The following is a 16,094-nucleotide window of genomic DNA, read 5'->3' on the forward strand; positions in this document are numbered from 1 at the left end:
ATTACCGAAATAATTTTTAGCTCACGCAAAGGCGCATTCGCGAAGCGTTCTCGAAGAGTAGGCGCAAAGAAGGAAAATTATAGGTAATCTTAGACCGGGAAGGGAGTAATCAGATTATCCAGCTTTTTGTCAGTGATGGACGATTCTAAGCAACGACAATTTTTATTATCAATAAAGTTTAAGCGTTTATGCAAACAAATCCAATTTGTTAAAAAATATTAAAATTAAAAGATAGCTTATTTAATTCGCTCATGGTTACCCGGTTTACTGCCTCACAATCGGTTGAAATCGCTGTTCCAGAGCAGCCTATTCCCATTCAACACTATTTGCGTCAGCCCCAACGTCTGGTATATGCTTTAGTTGATACCAGTAGAATTCAGCATATTACGGAGGAAGTATTTCGGTTAAAAATGCGACCGTTAACTTTTATGTCACTGAGTCTTCAACCTACTGTAGACATGAGAGTGTGGGCTGAATCAAATGGAATCATTTATTTACGGTCGGTAGGCTGTGAAATTCTGGGTTTTGAGTATATTAACCAGCGCTTTAGTCTGAATTTAAGCGGAAATTTGTCTCCCTATCAGCTAAGTACTGGAACTCGCTTACAAGGAAGAGCGGATTTAGAAGTAATAGTGGATCTCCCCCCACCATTTTCCTTCACACCCAAGCCGATATTAGAAACCACCGGCAATGGTTTGCTCAAGAGCGTACTATTGACGGTTAAGCAAAGATTATTATATCAACTGCTAGCAGATTATCGCCACTGGGTGGTCTTACAAACAAAAGACAAACCGCTTGGTAATGATGGAGAATTACCAATCCTCAACCGTTCGTAAAAAACTAGATAAATCTAGCATTTCACGTTTGTAATCTTAGTCCAAAGTCCTAAAACTACAGGGATAAACGGCAATCCCTCTATCCCATTCATAAAGTTTGGGATTAGTTTTCTAGCTATATTTAAACTTCCATTGGTATCAGCGTTAATTGTTTTACCAGTGGAAGTTTTATATAAACCACGTTTTATACGCTTACCACTAAAAACAGGTTTAAGACCTGATTGATTATTGTAAACAGGTATATTGTCCCCATCTAAAGCACTAGCTCTTGAGGTATAACTCTCTTCAGTCAGTAAAACTTCTATTCCAGCTAATTGTGCTTTATAGGTCAACAGGTGAATTAGTTTAGCGTGGGGTATTTTGGTAAATTCTTGATTATTTCTTTTACCAATATTGATATCTTGTTTCCACCCTTTATTATTACCGATGACTAATTGACTTATCCCATGTAACTGACACCAATCAATTGTCCTACGACTAACAGTATGTAGGTAGTTATCAATTCTTCTATCACGCTTACTATTTAATTTTTTCACCTGTTTCCAAGCTTCTATTGATTGAGCCTTTGACACTCTCTTATTAAAAAACTGGTTGATACTTTTTAAAGGTCTGCCATTAATCAAAAACGGTTGAACACCGGGATGATTTGAAGTTACAGCCATTAAATTGTTCAATCCAAGGTCTACCCCTGCTGAGTATTTACCTTGATTTTTTTCAGGCTCATCAATGGTGTAAACTACTTCAATAACATAATGATCAAGCTTAGGCACAATCCTTACTTGGTCAACATTTTTAGCTCTAGTGGGTAGGTTGATGTTTGTTTGTGATAGTTTGATAACACCCTTGTTCAGTGCTGGTTTTGATATAGCATCAATAGGGTAGATAACTACATTTCTACCATGTTCCTTATGTTTATATCTAGGTATTTTTGGTTTACCTAAATATTTATCTGGGTGTTGTGACCAGTCTTTTATAGCGGCTAGCCAACCTTTCCAAGCTTTAGCAACTGTACGAACTATCTGCTTACTAACTTTAGTGGGTAGAAAACTATAAGCTTCAAGATTCTTAGTTTGATGATAAATATCTATTGAATTAAAATATTTACCTGTATCAAAAAAATATTGACGCTGGATATAATTAGCTGAATTATATAGATGTTTAGACTGAAAAGCCAGATTATCGCATTCTTTCCAAAATCTATGAGTCCGCTTAATTATATGTTTTTCTACTAATTGCATTGGTTAGTACCTATTTCGACCCTGAGTAATTTTTAATTTGTTTGTAGTTGCGCTTTAGCGCTGACAGAGTGTAGATCGCCATTAGCGCAGCTTTTCCCTAGGGTAGCGAAACTACAAACAAGCCCTCAAAACTTATCTGGTTGACAAAGACGAAAGGACTGGCGATGTAGGGGTGAGGGACCGTATTTTTGCAGTGCTAGCAAGTGTCTTGGGGTACCATAACCCTTGTTGCGTTCTAGGTCGTACATGGGGTACTTAGATGCTAGACGCAGCACCAGATCATCACGCCAAACTTTTGCCACAATACTAGCAGAGGCAATACTCAGCGATCGCTCGTCCCCCTTAATTATTGTTTGTTGGGGTAATAGCAAGTCTTTGACTGACTGATTACCATCAATTAAGCAAAGAGTAGGCTGCACTTTTAATTTCAGCACAGCCCGTTTCATTGCTAATAATGTCGCCTGAAAAATATTTATTTGGTCAATTTCCGCAGTGGAAGCAAAACCAATTTTCCAATCAACGGCCAAGGTACAAATTTGCTGTGATAGCTTCGTTCTGCGAGAACTAGACAGCTTTTTACTATCTTTAATTTCAGCCGCGATCAATTCTGACATTGCATGATTTGGTAAGATCACTGCAGCCGCAACCACAGGACCAAATAAAGCACCTCGGCCCACCTCATCCACCCCAGCCACACCCGAAGTACCTGATAAGGCGGATAACTCCAACCAACTCGATTCAATTACCATTGTAGTTGACCAACCAGCAGCCGTTTGCTCTGTTTCTACGATCAGGAAAGTTATAGCAGGGGACTGGGGACACAACGACCGCTCAGTGCATCGCTGGGGACACAACGACCGCTCAGTGCATCGCTGGGGACTGGGTTACAAGTCTTATTGTGTCTAGGTTTTATCATCAGTTAATGTCCTAAGCACTTTGGCGGTTGCTATATACCAATTCAAAAAATCTTTGCAACACATCGATAATCCGTAGGGGCGCAAGGCCTTGCGCCCCTACGAAGATCTGTGGTTCAAATGAATGAAAATTGCTGTAACAAATTTTGGAGGTAGTTCCTTTGCGACGAAGGAACTACCTCACAAAAAGTAATTGTGAATTACTGAGTTTAACTGTCTTCCATGTTAGAGGAAATGTCGTTCAGAGCAGAGGAGCGACGACGACGACGACGGTTAGCAGTGCTAATGCTATTCGCTTCATTTTCGTCTGTGATTTCAGCCGGACTTGGTGGCTCAATTGTTTCTTCGGGGAAGAAAGATTTTGGTTTTAGCTCAACTTGTGGTGGAGGTATTTTGACTGGGGTAACTTCAATGGGTGTTCTTTCAGTGGTAATGGAGTCTGAGGTTAATTCAGTTGGCGTAGTCGAAACTTGTCCTGGCTGGACAACATTAATAATCACCGATTTAGTATTTTTTACCTCCCGATTCAAACGCACCAGGGGCGAAATTCCCATTAAAGCAAAAACATCCTGTTCATCTCCTGTCATTTCTACAGAGACAATTTCCGGTGGTTCTACCACTGGTTTAACCGGCTCTGCTTTGGTAATTTTAGTGCGTTCTGTCCTGTCACTCCAGGTAGGTTTGCCCAGGGTGGGTGGTGGTATTTCTGGTGTTGGTGTTAGTTCTACTTCAGCATCAAGGTCTAAGTCTGGCTCGTTGATAAAAGCTAGTGGATTGGTCAAAATCCGAGGTTCATCTTTACCATTTGCGCCATTGATACCAATGCGACTACGGCGGGTACGGGTACGGCGCTTATTGTTATCGCTCAGTTCTTGATAGCTGGGATGATTAATGAGATTGAGGGCACTCAAGTCAGAGTCAGGATCGAAGGTTTCCCCAAATCCCTCATAAGTATCCCGTGGTTCTGACACACGGGACACGGGCATACGTGGTTCTCTATGAGATACCGATACCAAACGTTCTGGAATTTCTGCTGGTGTTGGTAAACGGCTTTCATTTTCTCCAGGTAGCCGCACGGTGTGACCTAAACCGCCACAGGCCGGACAAGTATCGCCAAATAATTCGTAAATGTTTTGGCCTTGACGCTTGCGGGTAAGTTCGACTAATCCCAGTTCGGTGAGTTGGGCTATCTGGGGACGAGCCTTGTCTGCTTTGAGTGCTTTGTTAAAATGCTCCAGGACTTGGAGTTGGTCGCGTCGGGATTCCATATCAATAAAATCAACGACGATGACCCCAGCGATATTTCGCAGTCGCAGCTGGCGGGCAATTTCTGTAGCAGCTTCGCAGTTAGTCCACAGTACCGTTTCTCTGGCGGTTGCCGATCGCGTGAAGGAACCAGAGTTGACATCGATCACCGTTAATGCTTCTGTTGGCTCAATAATGATGTAACCCCCAGAAGGTAAATCTACCCTGGGTTTGAGCGCTTCACGAATCGCAGCATTGATCCGGAAGTATTCTAAAATCGATGAGCGATCGCGATGATGGTCAATCAGCAATCCTTGCGGTGTCTGTCCGCCACTCCAGTTCTGTAAATACTGCTTCACCCGCTTCAAACCAGTACTCGAATCGACGACAATTCGATTCACATCGCCGCCGTACATATCCCGCAGGACGCGCTGAATAAAGTCATCGTCCCGGTTGAGCAAAGCCGGCGCACGGGTGGAATGGGCTTCGAGTTGAATCGCTTCCCATTGCTTTTGCAGGACTTCTAAATCTTCAATAATTGCCTCTTCTGGTTTGCCTTCTGCTTCTGTGCGAACCAGTAAACCCATCCCTGCTGGTTTGATCAAAATTGCCAAAGCCCGCAAGCGGTTGCGCTCGCTTTCACTCTTAATCCGTCGGGATAAGTTTACACCCCTACCATAGGGCATCAGCACTACGTAGCGTCCGGGTAAGGTGATGTTACCTGTGAGCCTTGGGCCTTTACTCCCCGTTGGCTCTTTCATCACCTGCACCAGGACTTTTTGTTGTGGTGCTAATAATTCTGTAATTGCTGCGGCTGTGCGCTTCAGCTTCAATGGACCCAAGTCAGTTACATGAATAAAGCCATTCCGCTCTGGGTCGCCGATATTGACAAATGCGGCATCTATCCCTGGTAAGACATTTTCTACTACCCCTAAGTAAATATCACCTATTTGGTGATGTCCTGTGGCAACCACAAGTTCTTGAATTTGATCTTCGGAAAATACTGCAGCAATTTGATGCTGTTCCGCGATGATAATTTGCTTTGGCATTCAATTCCCTCAAAAATTGGCAGCAGCATAGGGGATTAGGAGAGCTACTTTTATGCCTCTGATGTCTACTGAATCCCTCAAACAGCGCTGCTAGTAATAAAAATTGCGAATCTGAGCTTTAAAGTTAAAGAGCTATTGAGGCTGTGATTGCGTTTACACGCCTGATGATTACAAAACGGCGACTTGTTGTTTAACCAGTTCAATCAACCAGCCGTGGTTGATTTTTGATCCTATACCGTTACATAAGACCTATTCATAACTACTCACAAATAGACAAATCTACTCATGTTATGTAGTTTGATGCTTACTTCCTGATACCCTGCGGGAACGCTAAGAGCGAACATTCTGGCAACGTCGGCGTTAACCAGTCCACAGGCTAAAACTGTCTAACTGACAGCTTGACTCAAATTGATTGCTGCGTTTAAATCTCGGTCAATCATCAAGCCGCAGTTACCCTTACCAAAGGGAGTCCTAGCTTAAAAATAGAGACTGACGACTAGGGACTGGGGACTAGTACCGCTGTGCGGAATGCAAAATTCAAACTTCAAAAAGCTTGCTTCATCAGCTTTTTGCCTATTTTGAATGGAATCTTTATTTCCACCGTGCTGTACTTGACTTCTCTTAACAATCTACTCCCTTGATTTGAGTAAGCTGGCGTTATATAAGTGAGATTTTGATTTGTGAAGGTTGGATTTGAAAGCAACCCCCTAGAGTTGTGAAGAAAAATAAACTACATCTGTTTTCCCTGCCCCGAATTTTAGCTTAGGGTGATACTCAGCAAAGCCACTGGCTAGACAACTCCAGTCACATAAGCTACACGAACTTGATTTCCCATAGGGTTACAAGTCTCTTCACCAAGGTACTGGCTCCTCATTACTGAGCTATGCCAGTTACGTCTACTGTCCAAGACTCTGTGCGTAGCTAGCTCAAGCGTAGGAAAATCGGGGAACCCGGTAGATCCTCCAGAGCAAAACCCCCATCGCTCTTGGCGTCTCCCGTGGGAAAAGACCTGATTGCCTCTCCTGAGCGAGACGCTACGCTAACACCAACGCACTGGCTCTTCAGCACTAATCTGGATTAGGCATTTAGCAGTTGTTTGAAAAAGCATAGAGTTAGAGAAGCCTTGGCTTGTCTGTTGTTAGTTACTGATTCACAAGCTAGCTTTAGAGAGAGTGTGTTCTGTAAATCTGCCACAGGTTGTCTGGGATAAAATCCTAGAAGTTTCACTCTAATATCTTTGCTTATGCCCCCTGATAGGGTAGTGAACCAGCTCATTCAATGCAGCGCCAGAAAATTTCTCTTCTCTTTATTCTAACGCAACCTTGCTAAAAATCAATTCCCATGATGTCCAAAACTAGGGCAACTACTAGCAAGTTGCCCTTAAAGGATTATATCCCCAAAACTAGCCGATTGCGGTGGATGTGCAGGAGTTGAAATTCTGCCAAGTCCAAGCAGAGACTGTCTATATTTGGAACTTCAAGCGCCACTATTTCTAGCATAGACAATATTTGTTCAGGACGCAAGACCAATCCGTCGTGCCGACAACTACCCATGTAACGCAGGACAGATGTAGAGTAGGCAATGCTAGTATTGGTTGCTACTAATTCCAACTCAAATAAGCGCTCGCGCAGATTTACTAATCGGCTCTTACCTGACTTGGTTGTTTGCTCAGACCAGATTTCGTCTTTGGCTTGAATTGCATCAATCCAATTTTGCCATTGTGCAGGTGTTACCTCCCTCAGTGCTGCCACGGTAATCAAATATTCAGCTGTTTCAATTATTTGGTTAGCTGCCGGAGATTTTAAATCTATCTGTTCCACATTATATATAGGTATGTCTGTGGGCAGTTCCCGCGCCAGATGTTGGGCGAAAGTTTCCACATCCACTGGTCCTGATAATTCAAAATCAACAATTTCACCGCTGCTGGTGGCTCCCAATGTCAAAGCACTGGCTATACAAATCCGGGGATTCGGATGAAACCCACCACTAAAAGCAATTGGTAAACTTGCTCGTCGTATCACCCGGTCAAACAGGCGCATCAAATCTAGGTGACTCACCAAAGCCATATCGCCCTGCTTGCCAAACCAGACGCGCACCCGCTGTACCTTGGTTGTATTGGGGACAAAATCGCCTGCAAATGGGGGAACTGGCGGCGGTTCAATGACAATATTGTGACCAAAATCTGTGCCGCAGACCCCACAGTGAGAACAACCCTCAAAAGAGCAGTCTGGTACTGTTGCGGCTTCTAGGGCACGTTGCAGGTCTTCTTTGAGCCACTTTTTATCAATTCCCGTGTCGATGTGGTCCCAGGGTAAGGGAGCATCCAGAGAGTGAGGAGTCAGGAGTGAGGAATTAGGGTTTGGAGGTTGGGTATTCTCCCCTTGTTCCCTGGACTCCTGGTCTTTTGTCTGTGACTCATCTACATAAAACAGATTCCATTCGCCGTTTTCTACTAGGCGATATTTCCAATCTAAACCGGCTTCGGCGATCGCCGACCCCCAAGCTGCAAAAGCCTGGTCTATATTGTCATACCAGGAATCCATCCCTGCGCCCAATTCCCAGGCGCGTTGCAGCACCTTACCTAAACTGCGATCGCCCCGGCCAATGAAGTCTTCCATTGCCGAAATTCTGACATCTGTAAAATTTACCTTGACTCCCTTCATCCGCCGGAATTCTTGCCGCAACAGGTGTTGCTTGCGCTTAAATTCCGTTGTAGAAACTGAGTGCCATTGAAAGGGTGTATGGGGTTTGGGTGTAAAGTTAGAAATAGTTAAATTAAAGTTGAGGGGTTTTCTCCCATTTAAGCGACATTGACGCTGGAGCCAGTTTACGGTTTCGGCAATGCCCAAAACATCGGCATCTGTCTCACCTGGTAAACCGATCATAAAATATAATTTTATTTTATCCCAGCCTTTTTCCCAAGCTGTTTTTACTCCCCGCAATAATTCTTCATTGGTCAAACCCTTGTTCACGATGTCCCGCATCCGCTGGGTTCCTGCTTCTGGGGCAAAGGTTAGCCCCCCTTGTCTTGTCCCACCAAGGATGTTAGCGATATTTTCATCAAATCTGTCTACCCGTTGACTGGGTAGAGTCAAGGAAATATTTTCATTTTTTAAGCGATTTTTAATTTCCATCCCCACGGCTGGTAGGGATAAATAATCTGAACAACTCAGGGACAGCAGGGAAAACTCATTGTAACCAGTGTCTCGCATTCCCTGTTCAATCGCTGCCACCACCTGATCTGGTTCGACATCCCGTGCTGGTCGGGTGAGCATTCCCGGTTGACAGAAGCGACAACCGCGAGTGCAACCGCGCCGAATTTCAATTGTCAGGCGGTCATGTACCGTTTCTACATAGGGAACCAGCCCAATGGAATAAGCGGGTATGGGGGTAGCAACCCGCCGCAGAATGCGTTTTGGCACATCTGGGCGATTGGGATGAACTGAGCCATCCTCTGCCATGTCATAAAATTGGGGGACATATACCCCTGGTATCTGTGCCAAATCCAGCAATAATTCTTGCTGGGTTAATCCGGCTTGTTTCCCTAATTCCAATACTAAGCCAATTTCTGGCAGCAATTCCTCACCATCCCCTAGGGCGAAAAAGTCCAAAAAGTCGGCATAGGGTTCAGGATTGGATGTTGCTGTCTGTCCGCCGGCGAAAATTAATGGATAGGAAGTAGAGGGGGGGAGTGAAGAATTACTTTGTCTTTTGGCTTCTGCAGAACGCCTCTTTTGCCATGTTAGGGGTATCCCTGCTAAATCCAACATTTCGAGAATGTTGGTTGCGCCTAGTTCATAACTGAGGCTAAACCCTAAAATATCAAAGTCTGTCAGCGATCGCTTTGACTCTACAGCAAACAGCGGTGTATTGGTTGACCGCAGTTTATCCGCCAGGTCTTTTCCTGGTAGGTAAGCGCGATCGCATAATTGGCGCGGTTGGGCATTCAAGATGTTATAGAGGATGATATGCCCTAAATTCGATGCTCCGACTTCATACACTTCTGGGTAAGTTAACACCCAGCGTATTGATGCCGTATCCCAAGGCTTGTGAACGGACAGTAGCTCGTTACCTAGGTAACGCGCTGGCTTTAAAATATCCGATGTTATTAATTTTTCTACTGCAACAGTCACTGTGCTATCTTCTAGCTACCTTAATTACAGGCTTCCACTTCTAACCTTAGCATTGATTAGGCCTGTTCACAGAGTTATTCCTTCAGGACTTACGCACTAGGCTATTCGTGGAGATAGGCCTTGTGGGCATAGGACATGGGGCATTGGTTAATTTTTCAGAGAAATACCGTCTTGTGTCAACGCTTTAGCTAGCTATCGCTGAAATTCCCAGGCATTACAGGCATTTAAAGAGCCTTGTGTCCGAATAACTGTAATTTTTGAATATTTAAGTACCGCTGGCATAAGCACATCCTAATTTGAGTGATGGAACTGTAAAGCTTTAATTTAGATTAATCTGAACATAAACTTTGTTTTATAACATCAACCATTTGTCTGAACTGTCTTTGCGGAATCTTTATCGCTTTACACCCTCTGTTTAAAGATTGTCATAAATACAGATTAAATCGTATTCATATATACTTTTTTTTCTTGAGAGTTAAAAAACAATCAACATAGATAACCCAAGAATAAATCATTCATCCGTAGCCATGCTGATAAAGCCTTCTTGGTATATACTTAAGCTGCTGTAAACTCAATCGAGATTTTCAGTAAATTCCCTGATTTTCACCTTTGTCATCCACAAATATCATAGGTTGATTGCAAATCATCCGTTTCTTTGAACTGTGATCTAGATCACTGCTATTTCCGCAGCTGGATCACTTTTTATACCTAGCCAGATCTTGGATAATTAGTCAAAAATAACAATTGGTTTATTGTTTATGAAAACGAGATACGCTATTCGTCAATTGGTAGAAAAAGCTCTTGACATTAAAAAATTAACTCCCGAAATAGAAAATGAAATCAACTCAGAATTAACCGCAACTGGTTATATATCTGACGTTGACTATGAGGCATTAGAATTATTAATGGCAGAGATGGATGCTGGTCGAATTCAGTTGGTTCCTAGTTTAGGATAACTATGTCGGTGCAAATAAAATTCACTCTTTACAGCACGGCGTTAATAAACCACCCATGAGGAACGTTACAAACCCTGAAAAAAAGGTAATGACGAATTCCGTTGACGTAGCAGGGCGTAACCCATGACGAATTACACGCAGCGGTACTAGGATGGCGTGATTTGTCCTTTCCCAGGGGAGCAGGGGTAGTTAATCAAGGTAATAACTGCAGCACCGATAACTACAGCAATCACATAACTGGTATTTATTGGTATGCTTGCCAGAGTTGGTGAATAAACTGATGGAGTTGCTGTTTGGCTGCGGAGTCGGGTTCAGCCTTTGGTGGTTTGGCAAACAGCTGAGTCAAAATTGTAATTACTTCTGTATCTAAAGCTGGTCGAAATAAATTCACAGGCCAAAGCAGGTCAGACCCATCTCGCAAGTCAGTGATCAGCGGCGATTCTTGGGTGACTGTTACCAGCAGTAACGGACGCACCCAGCACAACTGGCGCTCAACTACAACTTGAATGACTTCTGCATACAGATTCCTGTCGCCATATTCTAAAGACACAATTTGTCCTGGTTGGAAGTTGAGGCTCATGTCAAATTTAAACAATGGTGCATGACGCCACAAGTCCTGTAACTGCGTACAATATTTATCGCAGCGTCACGCATCCGACGATTATTAATGTGCCAGTTGCGTAGATCATATAATTTTAAACCTGGTGAAGTACTCCGGCAAGATCCGCTGAAGCCGGAGCTTCAAAAGAAACAACCATCATCGTTTCGCGTCTCGTTCGCCGTTGCTCTGTTGGGCGTACTCATTACTGAGGAAGCGGAACCAAATCCGGTCTAAGTCTTACACAGCGTCTCTGGTATTTCTACCTTTATCTTCTCAAGAGAGAACCCGCGCAGCTATCCGCCTCCCGCAGACAGTTTGATTACTTTTCGTCTTACTCGCCTTGGATTTACGACAATAGTCAACCAGCTAGGTTTTCAGCTTAAGCGATCTCTGCCGAGTACATACTTTATACCCCAAGGGTGGCCTCTTAGTCATTCGGGTGGGTCAACAACCATCAATATTGTCTCACAAACAGTGACGATTCCTCAACCATCCCGATCTCTAATCAACCAGCGGTTGATGTCGGCTCAAGATGTTTTCGTCATCGTCCACTGTCCATCCCCACCTTACTTCGTTGAAGGTGGGGACTTCCGTGATTCCGTTAAAAGGCAACAAAAATTTTTTCTGCTACGGCATTTGTGAGGAAATGCTATAGAATAGGTCAAGAACTGTGAAGCAAATGCTGAACAGAGCTTCTGTTGTAGTAAATGAACGGGAAAAGAGCAAAGAGCAGTGTCAGTCGAAACCATTGAGAAGCGTTCCACGTCCCGCAAGCTCGCGCCTCGGTATCGCGTTTTGCTCCATAATGACGACTACAACCCGATGGAGTACGTGGTACAAGTGCTATTAACCACTGTGCCGAGCCTAACCCAGCCCCAGGCTGTTAGTATCATGATGGAAGCCCATACAAATGGGTTTGCTTTAGTGATTACTTGCGCTCAGGAACATGCTGAGTTTTATTGCGAAACATTGAAAAGTCATGGTTTGAGCAGCACAATCGAACCTGACGAATAGTCATTGGTCATTGGTCATTGGTCATTTGTCATTTGTCATTTGTCATTGGTCATTTGTCATTTGTCAAAATCTGGTTGTAGGGTGCGTCAGTCTTGATTATTTAAGGCAGATTAGTAGAGTGTTTTAATCAGGGACTTCCAAATAAAAAAATATCCCATATGTAGGGTGCATCAGGAGCCAGAAATCCTTGATATCGCCAGAAATTATTGGTACTGACGCACCCTAACCTAAGCCAAGTTGGGATAATTTATTTTTTGGTGTTCCCTAAGACAATCTACAAAGCTGTTATGAAAATCAACTTTGTTCGTTTAGCTCAACGCCCTGCCTCCATCAGGCTGGGTTGTTTCATTCTAATTTTATCATTACTATGGTTGCCCTTTGCGGTACCAATATACTTACTAGTGCATGACGCCAATTTAGTAAGTATATTGACAATGGTGATACTTTATGTAGAGTTTATTTTTCTACTTAAATTTTGGGGGAAGCAAGCCTACCATAAACCTCAAATACTGCGCCATTATGGCTTAGAAATCACGCGGCTAAATGGTGTAGAACTGCTGTGTGGTTTGGTTATGGGTGTATTTAATATTACTATACTGTTTGTGGTACAAGGCTTTTTAGGTTGGCTGGTATGGCAACAACCTAAAATTTTATTATTACAAGTAATTTTAGAAGGTTTAATTGTCAGCTTGGGTGTGGCGTTTGCGGAGGAATTAGTTTTCCGGGGGTGGTTGTTGGATGAGTTGGAGCGAGATTATAATCCGACTGTGGCTTTGAGGATAGATGCTGTTACTTTTGCGATTTTGCACTTTATTAGACCCTTAGAGGCAATTATTCAGACATTACCGCAATTTCCGGCTTTAGTATTGTTGGGATTAACGCAGGTATGGGGAAAGCGTTGGCGTCGGGGAAGATTGGGTTTACCAATTGGTTTACATGGTGGTTTAGTTTGGGGTTATTACATTATTAATGTTGGGGGATTAATTAAATATTCTGGTCAAGTTCCTGATTGGGTGACGGGGGTAAATAATAATCCTTTGCAAGGTGTGATGGGGGTGTTATTTATGAGTATATTGGCATTTTGGATGAGGGGAAGGACAGTTAAGAATGAGTTATAATTAACGATATGAAAGTATCACGCTTCAGATGCAGGCAACTTCTTCAATTTGCACAAAATGTGTTTGATATTAAAACAGATATAGCTGTGGTGTTTTTAGTAAAGATTGCCATTGAGCCGCATCTTATTAGTGCGGGTATAACGATTATTCCTGTTACATCGATGATATTGTGCTAAGGAGAAAATTATGACCATGATTAGGCTACAAATTACCTTTGAATCTTTAATTGAAGCAATTGCATCTCTAAGATTAGAAGAAAAGCATCAGCTTATAGAAATCTTACAAGAGCAAGTTTTGTCAGCAGAAGAAGATTTATTAGAAGAACATCCACAGGTTATTGCTGAGGTTTTTGAGGCTCGCAAGGCTTATCAAAATGGTGATTATCAAACTATTGAAGAATACATTGCTAATCAATCTGGTGAAACTTCATGAGCTACCAGGTTATTATCCCCAAGCCTGTACAAAAACAATTGGATGCTTTACCAGGGGAGTTATCAGTTGGATGCCTTACAAATTATATCGTAGCCTGTAGGGGCACAGCACTGCTGTGCCCAAAAGAGTGTATTGGACTCAACCGAGAACCGCTATATAAGTATTGTATAGGGGCGCAAAGGTTTGCTTTGCGCTCCTACAGATTATCGACTTGTTGACAAGATTTTCTAAATTGATATTACCGAAAAATTGATCTTTTGAAAATATAAAATGACTTTTTAATTTGTGTAAATTAACTCCAATTCACAACGCCACCTCCACAACTGTTCCCACTACACAAGCTTTATCCAAATTCGCCCCAGTAAAATTCGCACCTTCTAACTCCGCACATAACAAATTCGCCCTGGTGAAATTCGCCCCGGCTAAATTTGCGCCGCGTAAGTCAGCTTCTTCGAGATTTGCTTCACTCAACAAGGCGCCGTGTAAATCAGCGCGACTCAAGTCAGCACCTTTAAGATTTGCGCCTGTCAGGTTAGCACCGCGCAAGTCAGCACCGCGTAAGTCAACGCCTTGTAAATTGACGTTCATTAAATTAGTACCACTCAAAAAAGCACCCGCCAAAGAGACTTCGCTGAGTGTAGCGCCCATTAAGTTAGCGCCGCGTAAATTGCTTCCCCGCAAGTCAGCGCCTGTTAAATCGGCTTGCATTAAGTTAGCGCCCATGAGGTTCGCCCGCAAGTCAGTTGCTTGGAGGTTAGCACCCATCAAATTTGCGCCTTCTAAATGTCCACCTTCGAGTTTGGAACCAGAGAAATTGGTGCCGACAAGGGTGGCGCCGGCAAAATTGACGCGGCTTAAATCTAGTTGAGAGAGTTCCTCATCTTCTAAATTTGCGCCTGAAAGTTCTTTTAGATTTCCGGTTTTAATGGCTTCAATATTCATTTCGCTTAACTACTAATCTCCTCACTAAGTAGGTGAACAAAAACCAACAAAACTATATTGCAAAACGTAAATCTCTCAGAAACCCTTACTAATTATGAATAACAAATAACAAACGACAAATGACATTTGTAAACGTTATTGTTACCGACCTACTTAGTTTGGCTGGTGTTATCCCATCGGGAATCAATTAGCCACAAGCCGGCGCTGACTTTGGGTTCTATCAAGGCTAAGTCGAGTCCTTGTTGTAAACCCATGACTAACAAACCTAGGGTATCTATCAGTTTAGGGTCAAAGCGGGTTGATTGTTGTCTACATTCATCGAATGCTTGAGCAAATATCTCTGGGCGATTGAATTGGGATGATTTTTTTTGATTGACTCGCCATTGAAAGTCGGCGACTAAGGCTAAAATTCGCGACTCTAGGGGAATTTCATCGGCGGCTAAACCTGCTGGTTCTCCTGTACCGTCCCACCATTCGGTTTGATGGGTGATAATTTGAGCAACCGCCCGCAATCTGGGCATAGTTCGTAATACCTGGGCCCCTGGTACCAAGGGACAACTGGGGGACTCTTGTTGGTAACGTTTAGATGTACCTGGAGTGAGTAAGCTTTCTGCTTTCTGTAAAGGATCTATGCGATGTAGCAAGGCGGCTAGGCGTAATCTTTTAATTTGCCATGCGCGAAGATCTAAAAGTTGCCCCATTGTTTCTACTAGGGCTACGACTTCAGAGGCGGCCATGGGGTTGTTGATATCGGCTAGATCCATTAGTTGTGCCATCCGCAAAAATGCTTGGATTTCGTTGGAAACCAAGTTGCGATCTAGCACTTGTTGACGCCCTGCGGTGGGGATAGATAAATTTTCCTGCCCAGTTTGGAGATAATCGACTACGCGGGAGACAACTGTACTGAGTTCTTCTGGTGTGGCGAGACGAGGCTGAATTGCATCTTTATGGGCGGTGAGTTTTGCTGCTAATTCAAGATTATATTTTTGAATGTGGGCGATCGCAATTTCTGCTGTCTCGTTCACTAACTCTGGTTCAAATGTCCACAAGCCATAAAATTTCCGCTCTACGTCTGATGCGGGTAAGCCTATTTTGTTGTAATCAGTTTCTGATAATTCTTGACAAATTACCATTGCTGTGTATTTAGGTGACAAAATAATCAAATGCCACTCTTGGGCGACTGGATCTGCTGGATCTAAGGGCACTAAGTCTATATTTGGTAAAAGACTTGTGGGATGTTCAGCAAAGCCACTATCCGAGGCAGCCATAATGGTAATTTCACGGCTGTACTTGGCAATGTCTGCGTATCGTTCTGCTTCTTGTAAATACCATTTACCTTGTTGAAAGGCGGTGATCACTAAAGGTGTACCGTCTTCGCTTAAGATGTGGTCTTCTAAGGCATGACACAGGGCTACTAGGGTATTTTTGTAGTATACCCCGAATCTAATTGGTCTGGAGCTGTAGCGATGGTTTGCTTCCAGCTTTTGTAGTATTGAACCTTCTAACATGAGTTTATTTAAATGAACCGCAGAGGGGGAGAAGGAGATGGGGAGAGGAGGAGATGGGGGGATGGGGATCATTAATGACTTTTGACCCTAGTCCCTAGTCCCCTAGTC

General features: G+C 43.2%; 12 protein-coding genes. 5 read left to right on the forward strand and 7 right to left on the reverse strand.

The window, feature by feature from the left end; all coding sequences use genetic code 11:
* Positions 1–251: 251 nt before the first annotated feature.
* Entirely contained in the window at positions 252–836 is a 585-nt protein-coding gene (locus HEQ19_18840) for a DUF1997 domain-containing protein (protein ID WYM01241.1), read from the forward strand.
* A 14-nt stretch (positions 837–850) separates the two neighbouring features.
* Here the strand turns inward: HEQ19_18840 and HEQ19_18845 are convergent, their stop codons facing one another.
* From HEQ19_18845 to HEQ19_18860, 4 genes are all read right to left on the reverse strand, one after another.
* Positions 851–2,074 (reverse strand): transposase, encoded by a 1,224-nt coding sequence (locus tag HEQ19_18845; protein ID WYM01242.1) that lies wholly within the window; start codon positions 2,072–2,074, stop codon positions 851–853.
* A 125-nt stretch (positions 2,075–2,199) separates the two neighbouring features.
* On the reverse strand, positions 2,200–2,865 hold the full coding sequence (locus HEQ19_18850) for a ribonuclease HII (GenBank protein WYM01243.2): 666 nt from the start codon (positions 2,863–2,865) through the stop codon (positions 2,200–2,202).
* Positions 2,866–3,197: 332 nt separating this feature from the next.
* Positions 3,198–5,282 (reverse strand): Rne/Rng family ribonuclease, encoded by a 2,085-nt coding sequence (locus HEQ19_18855; GenBank protein WYM01244.1) that lies wholly within the window; start codon positions 5,280–5,282, stop codon positions 3,198–3,200.
* Positions 5,283–6,670: 1,388 nt separating this feature from the next.
* Positions 6,671–9,415 carry a TIGR03960 family B12-binding radical SAM protein gene (locus HEQ19_18860; protein ID WYM01245.1) on the reverse strand — a complete coding sequence of 915 codons (2,745 nt, stop codon included), beginning with the start codon at positions 9,413–9,415 and terminating at the stop codon, positions 6,671–6,673.
* A 758-nt stretch (positions 9,416–10,173) separates the two neighbouring features.
* On the opposite strand from HEQ19_18860, the gene HEQ19_18870 reads away from it, so the two are divergent.
* Positions 10,174–10,371 carry a hypothetical protein gene (locus HEQ19_18870; protein WYM01246.1) on the forward strand — a complete coding sequence of 66 codons (198 nt, stop codon included), beginning with the start codon at positions 10,174–10,176 and terminating at the stop codon, positions 10,369–10,371.
* A gap of 244 nt (positions 10,372–10,615) precedes the next feature.
* On the opposite strand, the gene HEQ19_18875 is transcribed toward HEQ19_18870, so the two are convergent.
* A complete protein-coding gene (locus HEQ19_18875) occupies positions 10,616–10,951 on the reverse strand; it encodes a hypothetical protein (protein WYM01247.1) in 336 nt (111 codons plus the stop codon).
* Between the two features lie 753 nt (positions 10,952–11,704).
* Between HEQ19_18875 and clpS the strand changes: the two genes are divergently transcribed.
* From clpS to HEQ19_18890, 3 genes are all read left to right on the forward strand, one after another.
* Positions 11,705–11,986, forward strand: coding sequence for an ATP-dependent Clp protease adapter ClpS (clpS, locus tag HEQ19_18880; protein WYM01248.1), 282 nt, complete (start codon positions 11,705–11,707; stop codon positions 11,984–11,986).
* A 287-nt stretch (positions 11,987–12,273) separates the two neighbouring features.
* Positions 12,274–13,104 carry a type II CAAX endopeptidase family protein gene (locus HEQ19_18885; protein ID WYM01249.1) on the forward strand — a complete coding sequence of 277 codons (831 nt, stop codon included), beginning with the start codon at positions 12,274–12,276 and terminating at the stop codon, positions 13,102–13,104.
* A 192-nt stretch (positions 13,105–13,296) separates the two neighbouring features.
* The gene (locus HEQ19_18890; protein ID WYM03501.2) at positions 13,297–13,536 is read left to right on the forward strand and encodes a hypothetical protein; all 240 of its coding nucleotides are present in this window, start codon (positions 13,297–13,299) and stop codon (positions 13,534–13,536) included.
* Between the two features lie 303 nt (positions 13,537–13,839).
* On the opposite strand, the gene HEQ19_18895 is transcribed toward HEQ19_18890, so the two are convergent.
* Together HEQ19_18895 and HEQ19_18900 are read right to left on the reverse strand one after the other, a co-directional pair.
* Positions 13,840–14,478, reverse strand: a complete 639-nt coding sequence (locus tag HEQ19_18895) for a pentapeptide repeat-containing protein (GenBank protein WYM01250.1) — start codon at positions 14,476–14,478, stop codon at positions 13,840–13,842.
* 149 nt (positions 14,479–14,627) lie between these two features.
* Positions 14,628–15,986, reverse strand: a complete 1,359-nt coding sequence (locus tag HEQ19_18900; protein WYM01251.1) for a DICT sensory domain-containing protein — start codon at positions 15,984–15,986, stop codon at positions 14,628–14,630.
* Positions 15,987–16,094 lie beyond the last annotated feature (108 nt).

The organism is Gloeotrichia echinulata CP02 (assembly GCA_038087035.1).
Lineage (GTDB): Bacteria > Cyanobacteriota > Cyanobacteriia > Cyanobacteriales > Nostocaceae > Gloeotrichia > Gloeotrichia echinulata.